The sequence below is a fragment of the Micromonospora deserti genome (genome assembly GCF_003236335.1).
Classification (GTDB): domain Bacteria; phylum Actinomycetota; class Actinomycetes; order Mycobacteriales; family Micromonosporaceae; genus Micromonospora; species Micromonospora deserti.
Genome location: NZ_POUB01000006.1, coordinates 68,122 through 78,981, shown reverse-complemented (window position 1 = coordinate 78,981; position 10,860 = coordinate 68,122). Strand labels below are relative to the sequence as shown.

General features: G+C 69.7%; 7 protein-coding genes. 2 read left to right on the top strand and 5 right to left on the bottom strand.

Annotation, left to right across the window (positions count from 1 at the left end):
* Positions 1 to 30: 30 nt before the first annotated feature.
* Positions 31 to 888, top strand: a complete 858-nt coding sequence (locus C1I99_RS01960; RefSeq protein ID WP_499877945.1) for a pectate lyase family protein — start codon at positions 31 to 33, stop codon at positions 886 to 888.
* Between the two features lie 143 nt (positions 889 to 1,031).
* On the opposite strand, the gene katG is transcribed toward C1I99_RS01960, so the two are convergent.
* The 3 genes from katG to C1I99_RS01945 all read right to left on the bottom strand — a co-directional run bounded on the left by katG (position 1,032) and on the right by C1I99_RS01945 (position 4,801).
* Positions 1,032 to 3,284 (bottom strand): catalase/peroxidase HPI, encoded by a 2,253-nt coding sequence (gene katG / locus C1I99_RS01955; RefSeq protein WP_325049186.1) that lies wholly within the window; start codon positions 3,282 to 3,284, stop codon positions 1,032 to 1,034.
* Positions 3,259 to 3,666 carry a Fur family transcriptional regulator gene (locus C1I99_RS01950; RefSeq protein WP_325049187.1) on the bottom strand — a complete coding sequence of 136 codons (408 nt, stop codon included), beginning with the start codon at positions 3,664 to 3,666 and terminating at the stop codon, positions 3,259 to 3,261. Before C1I99_RS01950 ends, katG begins: the two co-directional genes overlap by 26 nt.
* Before the next feature lie 283 nt (positions 3,667 to 3,949).
* Positions 3,950 to 4,801, bottom strand: coding sequence for a DUF72 domain-containing protein (locus C1I99_RS01945; protein ID WP_111132429.1), 852 nt, complete (start codon positions 4,799 to 4,801; stop codon positions 3,950 to 3,952).
* 307 nt (positions 4,802 to 5,108) lie between these two features.
* Here C1I99_RS01945 and C1I99_RS01940 point away from each other — a divergent pair, with 307 nt between their 5' ends.
* Entirely contained in the window at positions 5,109 to 6,434 is a 1,326-nt protein-coding gene (locus C1I99_RS01940) for an LVIVD repeat-containing protein (protein WP_146603865.1), read from the top strand.
* A gap of 107 nt (positions 6,435 to 6,541) precedes the next feature.
* On the opposite strand, the gene C1I99_RS01935 is transcribed toward C1I99_RS01940, so the two are convergent.
* Together C1I99_RS01935 and C1I99_RS01930 are read right to left on the bottom strand one after the other, a co-directional pair.
* On the bottom strand, positions 6,542 to 9,370 hold the full coding sequence (locus C1I99_RS01935; RefSeq protein ID WP_111132413.1) for a beta-L-arabinofuranosidase domain-containing protein: 2,829 nt from the start codon (positions 9,368 to 9,370) through the stop codon (positions 6,542 to 6,544).
* A gap of 10 nt (positions 9,371 to 9,380) precedes the next feature.
* A complete protein-coding gene (locus tag C1I99_RS01930) occupies positions 9,381 to 10,859 on the bottom strand; it encodes a family 43 glycosylhydrolase (RefSeq protein ID WP_111132412.1) in 1,479 nt (492 codons plus the stop codon).
* Between the last annotated feature and the right edge of the window lies 1 nt (position 10,860).

The following is a 10,860-nucleotide window of genomic DNA, read 5'->3' as shown; positions in this document are numbered from 1 at the left end:
AGATGTGTATAAGGGACAGCCGACGGGCCGATCGGTTGGGCGTCGATGGCCGGTGGCACCACCGGCGGGGCCGGCGGCCGGGCGGTCACCGTCACCGACGGGGCCACCCTGGTCGACCTGCTGGAGTCGAACGAGCGCCTGGTCATCCGGGTACAGGGCATGATCACCATGCCGGACGAGATGAACGACGTCCACTCCAACAAGACGATCATCGGGGTGGGTGCCAACTCCGGCTTCCGCGGTGGCGGGCTGAACATCAGCAGCGGCTACCACAACATCATCGTCCGGAACCTCGCCTTCACGGGTTGGACCAGTGACGCGATCGAGGTCGAGGGCCAGGCCCACCACATCTGGGTCGACCACAACCGGTTCGCCGGTGCCGGCGGTGGTGCGGACGGCTCGGTCGACATCAAGCACGGATCGGACTACATCACGGTGTCGTGGAACCACACCACGCACGACAAGAACATGCTGCTGGGCCACGACGACGACAACACCTCCGATCGGGGTCGCCTGCGGGTGACGTACCACCACAACTGGTTCGACGGCAGCGCCGAGCGCAACCCGCGGGTGCGGTACGGCAACCCCGTGCACGTGTTCAACAACTACTACGACAACAACGAGATCTACGGAGTGGCGTCCACGGTGGAAGCCGGTGTTCTCGTGGAGGGCAACTACTTCGAGAACGTGCCGCGGCCGATCGCGGTTGGCTACGCCGACTCCCCGCCGGGCAACGTGGTCCAGCGCAACAACCTGTTCGTCGGGTCCGGCCCGGTGGAGAGCACCGGCACCGGGGTGAACTCGATCCCGTACGGCTATCCGCTGGACAACGCCACCAACGTGCCGGCCACCGTGATGGCCGGTGCCGGTACCGGCAAGATCGGCTGAGTAAGACAGGAACTCCTCGCCTCCGTCACGGTGGCCGGGATGCTGGCGGTGACGACCGCGGTCGTCACCGCCAGCGCCCAGGCGGGGGAGGTTTGGACGGAGGAGCCCCGGTCACGTCCTCGGTGATCCGGGGCCCCTCCGCATCAGGCGAGGTCGTACCGGTCCAGGTTCATGACCTTGCCCCACGCGGCGACGAAGTCCTGGACGAACTTCTCCTGCCCGTCGGTGCTGGCGTAGACCTCGGCGATGGCTCGGAGCTGGGAGTTCGAGCCGAAGACGAGGTCAACGGCGGTGGCGGTCCACTTGACCTCGCCCGTGGCGCGATCCCGACCCTCGAACACGTTCTCGGCCGAGGTGGATGCCTTCCACTCCGTGCCGGTGTCGAGCAGGTTCACGAAGAAGTCGTTCGTCAACGTCCCGGGCCGGTCGGAGAAGACGCCGTGGCGTGCGTGCCCCGCGTTGGCGTTCAGAGCCCGCATGCCGCCGAGCAGGACTGTCATCTCGGGAGCGGTCAGCGTCAACAGGTTGGCCCGGTCCAACAGCAGGGTCTCCGGCGACAACTTCTGTCCGGCTCGCAGGTAGTTGCGGAATCCGTCTGCCTTCGGTTCGAGCGCGGCGAACGACTCCACGTCGGTCTGCTCCTGGGCGGCGTCCGTGCGCCCCGGTGAGAACGGGACCGTGACGTCGTGGCCGGCGTTGCAGGCCGCCTGCTCGACGGCCGCGCACCCACCCAGGACGATCAGGTCAGCAAGCGAGACCCTCTTGCCACCGGACTGGGAGTTGTTGAACTCCTGTTGGATCTGCTCCAGCGTGCGTAGCACCGTGGCGAGCTCGGCCGGGTCGTTGACCTCCCAGTTCTTCTGCGGCTCGAGGCGGATCCGCGCCCCGTTGGCCCCGCCACGCATGTCGGTGCCGCGGAAGCTCGCCGCCGACGCCCACGCGGTCCTGGCCAGCTGGGAGACGGACAGTCCCGATGCGAGGGCCTTGCTCTTGAGTGCGGCAATGTCCTCGTCCGCGATCAGCTCGTGATCGATCGCCGGGACGGGGTCCTGCCACAGCTGCGGCTCCGGGACCCACGGGCCGAGGTAGCGTGAGACGGGTCCCATGTCGCGGTGCAGCAGCTTGTACCACGCTTTGGCGAACGCGTCCGCGAGCTGGTCCGGGTTCTCCAGGAAACGCCGCGAGATTTGCTCGTAGGTCGGATCGGCGCGCAGCGCGAGGTCGGTCGTCGCCATCATCGGGGCGTGCCTGACCGAGGGGTCGTGGGCGTCGGGCACGGTGTCCGCCCCGGCGCCGTCCTTCGGCCTCCACTGCTTCGCGCCGGCAGGGCTCTCGGTGAGTTCCCACTCGTAGCCGAAAAGGGTCTCGAAGAAGCTGTTGTCCCACGTGATCGGGGTGGCTGTCCACGCACCCTCGAGCCCGCTGGTGATCGTGTCCTTGCCTTTGCCGCTGCCGAAGGTGTTCCGCCAGCCGAGGCCGTTCGCTTCGACGGGGCAGCCCTCTGGCTCGGGGCCGACGTAGTCGGCCGAGGCGGCACCGTGGGTCTTGCCGAACGTGTGACCCCCGGCGATGAGTGCGACCGTCTCCTCGTCGTTCATCGCCATCCGGCGGAAGGTCTCGCGGATGTCCCGGGCGGCAGCCAGCGGGTCCGGAGTGCCGTTGGGCCCCTCCGGGTTCACGTAGATCAGCCCCATCTGCACGGCGCCGAGAGGACCGGCGAGCTCCCTGTCACCGCTGTAGCGCTCGTCTCCGAGCCAGGTGTCCTCGGGCCCCCAGAAGATCTCCTCGGGCTCCCAGATGTCTTCGCGCCCGAAGCCGAAGCCGAACGTTTTGAACCCCATCGACTCCAGGGCGCAGTTGCCGGCGAAGACCAGGAGGTCGGCCCAGGAAATCTTCCGCCCGTACTTCTGCTTGACCGGCCAGAGCAGTCTGCGCGCCTTGTCGAGGTTCGCGTTGTCGGGCCAGCTGTTGAGCGGGGCGAAGCGCTGAGCGCCATCGCCACCACCGCCGCGGCCGTCTTCGATGCGGTACGTGCCGGCGGCGTGCCAGCTCATCCGGATGAAGAGCGGCCCGTAGTGGCCGTAGTCGGCCGGCCACCAGTCCTGCGACGTCGTCATCACCTCGAAGATGTCCCGCTTGAGTGCGTCGACGTCGAGGGATTTGAACTCTTCTGCGTAGCTGAAAGCCTCGCCCATCGGGTTGGCTCGGGATGAGTGCTGATGGAGAACCTGCAGGTTCAGCTGATTCGGCCACCAGTCCTGGTTCGTCCTCGGCCGACTCAGCTTCGGAGTCGGGGAGGGGATTGCTGGGTTCTCGCTCTCGCTGCCGCGCTCAGACACGTCAGTCTTCTCCTGTCGATGTCTCGTTCTGTCAACTGGTAGCTGGTGCCACGCCACACTCGAGGCAAACCCCCCAGTAGGTGACCTCGGCCTCGTTGATGGAGAAGCCCTGGTTGTCGGACGCGGTCAGGCAGGGCGTCTCGCCGACGGCACAGTCGACGTCGGCAATGGCCCCGCACGACCGGCACACGACGTGGTGGTGGTTGTCCCCGACCCGCGACTCGTAGCGAGCCACTGAGCCGGAAGGCTGGATGCGCCGCACCAGCCCCGTGGCGGTCAGCGCACGCAGCACGTCGTACACGGCCTGGTGGGACACCCCGGGAAGCTCCCTACGTACGGCACCGAAGATCGAGACGGTGTCGGCGTGCGGATGCGCGTGCACCGCGGTCAGCACGGCCAGCCGCGGGCGGGTCACGCGGAGCGCGGCCCCGCGCAGCATGCGCTCGAACTTCGAGGTCGTGGCCACGATGCGCAGTATGCGCCACTTTGTTCTTGACTGCATCAAGAATCCAGTGGCGCGCCGCGAGACGGGGAGGAGCTGGTTGCCTCCGGCTGTCAGAGCACCCGACGAACGCCGAGGTCACGAGACCCGTGGCGTGCCGGGTGGAAGCGGGAGCCCTGAGGTTGGCGCAGCTCGTCGGCCAGGTCGGCTTCACGCGGCATCTGGTGATGCTTCCCGAGGCTGCGCAGGGTGGGCCTCAGCGGCGACGGCTCGCGCCCGGTCAGAACAGCGTCGACGGTCCGACCGGCGCCGGCTCGGGCAGCGGCACCACCTCGGGCAGGCGGGCCCGGACCTCGCCGTGGAACCTGCGGGCGAGGTCGGGCGCGTCGGCGTTGTCCGGAGTGTGCACGAACACTGTCGGCGAGCGGCCCTCGCGCAGCCAGCCGGTCACCACGTCGAGCCACGGTTGCCAGCCCTCGACCGTCCGCGCGGGGTCGTCCCGGCCGAGGTATCGGACGATCGGCCGGTCGGTCAGTGCGCGGGTGCGCGGCGGCGTACGCGGCTTCCTGGTCCACGCCTCCCGTTCCGCGTCGCTGGTCGGTGGGGTGCGGAAGAACGCGGTGGTGTCGAAGGGGATCCACTCCGCGCCGACCGTGACGAGCGTCTCCTCCAACATCCGCACCGCCTGCGGGTCGCTGAAGAACGCGGGGTGGCGGACCTCCACGGCGTACCGGTGGGAGGTGGGCAGCCCGCGCAGGAAGCGGGCGAGCGCGGGTACGTCGGCGGGGCCGAACGAGCCCGGCAACTGGATCCAGAGGGCATGGGCTCGTGGGCCGAGAGGTTCGATCGCGTTCAGGAAGACCCGTAGCTCCTCGTCGGCGCCGGTGAGCCGGCGTTCGTGCGTGACGACCTTCGGCAGCTTGAGCACGAACCGGAACTCGGGGTTGGTCTGCCGGGCCCACGACGCCACCGTCTCCCCGGCCGGGGTCGCGTAGAAAGTGGTGTTGCCCTCGACCGCGGTGCACCAACCGGCGTAGGCGCGCAGCCGCTCACCACCCGGCAGCGGATGCGCGAGGAAGCGCCCCTGCCAGGACTTGTGCGTCCACATCGCGCACCCCACGTGCAGACGCATCCGATCCTCCCACCGCTCGACGGCCCGGCGCGGGGCGACCACGCCGTCGGGTACGGTATCCGGCCGCTCGGCCGGATCCCCGCACACCCGCCAGGCTCAGCCGGGGGCCTTCTCGGTAACCGTCGTCCCGGCATCGCCGCCGGGGCGACTGCTCCCATGGGCCGCCGGGGTATCCGAGAGCAGGGGCACCAGCGCGGGCTCAGGTTCTTTCGCCCCAGGGGCTGGCAACAGCTGAAGGTGTTTGGCAGTGTGACATTCACTGTCGTGATCGCGCCACGAGGCGACACGTCCGACGTGAGGGGGCGCCGTGCGTAGACCATCCCGAATCAGATCACTCGCCGTCACGGGCGCGGCGATGCTGCTCGCCGTGATGTCATCTCCCGCCCACGCGCACGAGCCGTGGGACGACGGGTCCGTCCCACCGCCCCCGCCGAGCAGCCCGGCCGACGGATACAGCAAGAACATGCACCTGCTCGCCACCGCGAGCCACACCGGCGGCGTCAACACCGATCTGGCCTTCGCCAGCGACCTCGTCTTCGCCGGCCACTACGGCGGCTTCCGGATCATCGACATCTCGGAGCCGGGTGAGCCGGTCGAGTTGGCCGACGTGCACTGCAACGGCCCGCAGGGTGACGTCTCGGTCTGGGGTGACCTGCTGTTCCTCTCCGTGGACACGCCGCAGAGCACGCCCGGCTGCGAAGGGTCGCGCAACGTCACCGCGACGACCCCGGGCGCGTGGGAGGGCGTACGCGTCTTCGACGTCAGCGACCCGACGGCACCCCGGTTCCTTCAGGCCATCCGCACGGACTGCGGGTCGCACACCCACACCCTGGTACCCAGGGAGGACGGTGGCACCTACATCTATGTCGCGTCGTACCCGCTGAGCGCGAGCAACATCGGGCCTGACTGTCGGGCTCCCTTCGAGCGGATCTCGGTGATCGACGTGCCGGGCAGCGACCGTGCCGCCGGCCTCGCCGCGAGGGTGGCCGCCGAACCGGCGATCAGGGGAGTGGACCTCTTCCCGGGGGCGTCCGGTGCCTTCTTCGCCTGCCACGACATCCAGGTGCTCACCCCCCGGAACCTCGCCGCGGCAGCGTGCCTGTCACAGGGACAGCTGTGGGACATCAGCGACCCGTTGGCTCCCCGGCTCACCGCCGACATCGACACGCCTGACGTGGACATCTGGCACAGTGCCGCGTTCACCCACGACGGAAAGCACGTGACCTTCGGCGACGAGTACTTCGGCGCCCCGCAGGAACCCTTCGGGGCGATCTGGACGTACGCCGTCGACAACCCGTCCACGCCGCTGAGCCACCTGCGTATCCCGCGCGACGAACCGAGCACCTACCACAACTTCAACTACGTGCCGGTGGCGGGGCGCAACATCCTGGTCTCCTCGGCGTACGGCTCGGGCACCTCGGTGGTCGACCTGACCGATCCGGCCGACCCGAGAGAGATCGCCCACTACGACATGCGCTCCAACCAGTGGTCCACCTACTGGTACAACGGCCTGATCATCGCCAACGACATCTCCCGAGGGGTGGACGTGCTGCGACTCGGCACCCGGCAGACGGCCGGCGCCCGCCACCTGCCGACGCTCAACCCGCAGACGCAGACGTTCCTGCTCCGCTGACGGTGCCACGCGCGGCGGGCGGGTGCCGGCGGCACCCGCCCGCCTGCGCGTCGTTACCAGCGAACCGCCCGGCACAGGCCCGGCGCCGGCGTGCCGGCAGAGGGCGTTCAGGCCACGAAGGTCGCGCCCTTGGCTGCGGCGAGGACAGCGCTGCGGTCACCGGCCGACAGCAGGCCGTCGGTCACCCAGGAGTTGGTCAGGGTGTCCAGCGTCTTCAGTAGCTCCGTCTTGCTGCCGTAGGGCGCACCCGACCACAGCTCGTCGAGCAGGGAAGAGCCGTTGGCCCGCACCGGGTTCGCGACACCCGAGTTGCGGCCCCCGAACACCACGGTGGGTTCGGAGCGGCGGAAGTAGACGTGCGTGGGGTCCTCGGTGCCTTCGTAGAACGGCGCGACCTGGTGGCCGTCGAGGGTGAAGTGCAGCGGCCTGGCCTCGACCGGTGTCAGGCTGGGCAGCAGGTCCCCGGAGAGCGCGGCGTTGCGGTAGAGCCCGAACGACCGGTACGAGCGGCTGGCGTCGCGCGTCACGAGGTTGACCGGGCCGTAGCAGAGCGACTGGAGCGACCGGTCGTCCGGGGCGGTCTCGGTGCGCAGGGTGAAGGGGAGTGACACCGTCACCACGTCGCCGCTGCGCCACGACCGGGCGACCCGCAGGTAGGTTCCCGGCACGGCGTCGACCTTCAGCGTTTTGCCGTTGACCGTCACGGCGAAGTCCGGGCCGACCCACGACGGCACCCGCACCATCAGGTCGAAGGTGGCGTTGCCGTGGATGGTCAGCCGGGTGCCCTGCTCGACGGGGAAGGTGGTGGACTGCTCCACCGTCACACCGTTCGCGGCCCACCGCAGGGTGCTGGCGATGAAGAGGTTGAGGTAGAGCGCCGATCCGTCCGCGGCAGCGAAGAAGACGGAGTCCTGGTACTTTGTCGCGCTCTCCATCCCCGTGCCCTCGCAGCAGGTCGTGCCCTGCTTCGGGGTGTAGTCCCGCACGTGCCCGGGCGTGAGCCCGATGAAGTACGTCACGAGCGGCTTCTCCGCGTCGGCCTTGTCCTGCTTGGACCCGAGGACCTGGTTGACGAGCGCCCGCTCGTAGTACTCCATGTACTTGGGGTTCTGCTCGTGGAAGAAGAGCATCCGGCTCAGCTTGAGCATGTTGTAGGCACAACAGGTCTCGGCGTTGGTGTCGCTGATCGTGCCCGCGATGCGGCCGCTCGCGCGCCAGAACTCGCCGGTGCTCGTGCCGCCGATCGAGTACATCCGCGGTGGGACCACCATGTTCCAGAAGCCCTTGGCCGCGGCGAGGTAGCGGTCGTCACCGGTCTCGTCGTGCAGCCGCACCAGCCCGGTGAGGATCGGGATGTGCTGGTTGGCGTGCAACCCGTCGAGGATGTCCTGCGCCCCGGCGCAGCTGTCGATGAGCCGGTTGAGGTCGAAGAGCTTGGCCAGCGCGACGTACTCGGCCTTGCCGGTGAGCGCGTGCAGGTCGCAGATCGCCTCGACGATGCCGCCGTACTCGCCGCTGGAGAAGATGCCCCACATCCGCTGCAGGGTCGCGGCGGGCAGCCTGGACAGCCGCGCGTACATCCAGTCGCACATGCCCTCGGCCAGGTCGAGCGCCCGCGCGTCGCCGGTGGCCAGGTGGGCGTCGAGCAGCCCGCGCAGGATCTTGTGCGCGGTGTAGTAGGGCGCCCAGACGACCAGGTAGTTGGGCGCGGTCATGGTCTCGAGGGTGATGAACTGCGTCTCCGGGTACGCCGCGAGGAACCCCGGATGGCTCGGCCCGCCCCACGTGCGCAGCCAGCTGGCGTGCTGCGCACGCCCCGACCAGTCGTGCAGCACCTGCCCGCCGGTCTCGTCCAGGTCATAGGAGGCAAGGTCACCCCGACCGGCGGGCGCGGCGTACGCGGGCTGCGTCCGCAGCGCGGCCACCTCGATGTCGGTGAGGGCCCTGGACCAGAGGTTGACATCGTCGAAGGCACCCGCGTAGACCGGGTCCGGGTAGAGCGACCGGCCGAGCCAGTAGCTCGCGAGTTGCCCGAGCTGGGCCGGGCCGAGGGTCATCGCGGTGTTGCGCCCGGCGACGACGCCGTTGACGTAGAGGGTGCCGACCGTGCCGGCCAGGGTGAGCGCGACATGGCTCCACTCGCCGACCGGCAGCGAGACGTTCGCGTTGATGCCCTGCTCCCGGCCGCCGCCCCCGGTCGTGATCGCGAACCGGGGCACGCCGTTCTGGTTCCGCGCGGCCAGGTACATGTACCGCGTCGTGTCGTTGCCGAAGTCGAAGATCCGCGCCCATGCCGCGTCGTGGCCGGGCTTCACCCAGGCGGCGAAGGTCAGCTGCACCGCTGTTCCGAGAACCGTCGTCGGCAGCTGCGCGAACTGGTAGGACCCGCGCTGGCTCTCGACCGCCGTCCCGAACCGCCCCGGCACGCTCCGCACCGACGGCGGCTGGTTGAGCGCCTGCCGGCACTCCACGAGGGCGCCGACCATGGTGGAGATCTTGTCGGCGTAGACCTGCTCACCGGTGCTGGCGTACGCCTGGCTGAGCATGGACAGGAAATGCCCGGTGTAGTGCCCGCGCAGGTTGCCGTTGGCCTCGCCGTCCAGACCCTCCCAGCCGCCGGGCGCCACCGCGCCGAGCGTGGGCAGTCCCGCGTTGGCGCGGAACACCTGGAGCAGCCGGTTGACGTCGTAGCCCCGCGCGTAGTCGAGCATCAGGTCACGCTTGTCGGCGAAGACGCCGGGCCCGAGGGAGACGTCGGCGAGGGCGAACGGGCGCAGCCGCCACGCGGCGGGGGCGGGGAGGGCGGTGCCCGAGGTCGCGGCGGTCGCGACTGCCGAGGCCGCCGTGGTCCCGGCGAGCGGGGACAGCAGCGGCAGGGCGCCGACCAGCCCCGCGGCGCGGAGGAACCCGCGCCGGTCCAGTTCAGGAGTGCTCACGATGTCTCCCTCAGCTCAGCCAGAACGTCGACTTCGCGCCGGACGGTTTGCCGACGGTGAGGCTGCCTTTGTCGTGGCGGACGTACACACCGGGCCGGTCCGACAGCTCCAGGGAGATCCCGTTACTGTTCGCCAGGCCCGGCACTCTGCGGAAACTGGCCTGCGCGGCGTACGCGCTTCCGTCCTCGACCGGGTCGATCCGCAGACCCGTGCCGGCCACCCGCCAATAGCGATCCGGGAAGTTCACCGACTGGATCGAGACGGTGCCCTCGCCGGCGAGCCCTGGCGCGAATCGGAACTGGGAGTCGGCGAGCTCACGCACGCTCGGGTCGACCCGCAGCACGTAGGCGTAGTGGCGCACGAACGCGGACGAGGCGTCCGCCGGCGACAGCCGCACGACGGGCCCGCCCTTGCCGACCGGCACACCGAACAGGGGGGTGCCGTCCTCGTGCCAGTAGAGGCGCTGCGCGCGGGCGTGCCGGTTGGGGTCGTAGAGCGGGTCGCCCACGATGTCCCGGTAGTCGCGCGCGTGGTAGACGAGCACGTCCGTCTCGCCGTCCTCGGCCACGGTGAAGCTGTTGTGACCCGGGCCGTACTGGCGGGTCTGCTCGTTGGTCGTGAACACCGGGTCCGGGCTCTTGCTCCAGCTCGCCGGGTCGAGCAGGTTGGCGCGCGCGTCCGCGGTGAGCAGACCCATGCAGTAGCGGGCGTCGGTGGCGCTGGCCGAGAAGGTCGTGAAGATCCGGCCGTTGCGCTTGATCACCGCCGCGCCCTCGTTGACGCGGTACCCCTGCACCTCCCACGATTTGGTCGGCGTCGCGATCCGCGCCGGCGTGCCGGTGATGGTGAACGGCGAGGTCATCCGGGCGATGTAGAGGCTGCTGTTGACGTTGATCTCCGGCTCGCTCTGCGCCCACACGAGATAGCGCTGCCCGTCGTGCTCGAACGTCGTGGCGTCGAGCGCGAAGCTGTCCCACGGCGTGACGATCTGGCGCGGCGACGACCAGCCGCTGACGTCACGCGGGTCGGCGGCGATGGACTCCATGACGTACATCCGGATGCGGAAGACGTTGTCGGAGTCGCCCGCGGCGAAGTAGATGTACCAGCGGCCGTCGATCCGGTGCAGCTCCGGTGCCCAGATGTGGCCGCCCATCCTCCCGCTGCTCGGCCGGCGCCACACGACCGTCTCCGCGGCACTGCCCAGGCCCTCGATGGTCGGTGAGGCCCGCACGATGAGCCGGTCGTACTCCGGCACCGAGGCCGTGAAGTAGTAACGGCCGTCGGTCCGGGGCGTGACGAACGGGTCGGCCCGCTGCCACACCAGAGGGCTGGTGGTGGGGGCGCCGTAGACCTCGGCGTCCGTGGGGGCGGGCGAGGGCGCCACGGCGTACGCCGGGTGCGCCCCCTGGACGGCGGGCAGCACCAGCCCGGTCGCGGCCGCGCCGAGGCCGCCGCGCAGGAGAGTGCGTCGGGTGAGGTGGTTGCTCATC

Coding starts and splice junctions, on each gene's coding strand:
- C1I99_RS01945 (WP_111132429.1), bottom strand. CDS start 4,801: ATGCGTCTGCACGTGGGGTGCGCGATGTGGACGCACAAGTCCTGGCAG.
- C1I99_RS01950 (WP_325049187.1), bottom strand. CDS start 3,666: ATGCTGCGCGGGGCCGCGCTCCGCGTGACCCGCCCGCGGCTGGCCGTG.
- C1I99_RS01930 (WP_111132412.1), bottom strand. CDS start 10,859: ATGAGCAACCACCTCACCCGACGCACTCTCCTGCGCGGCGGCCTCGGC.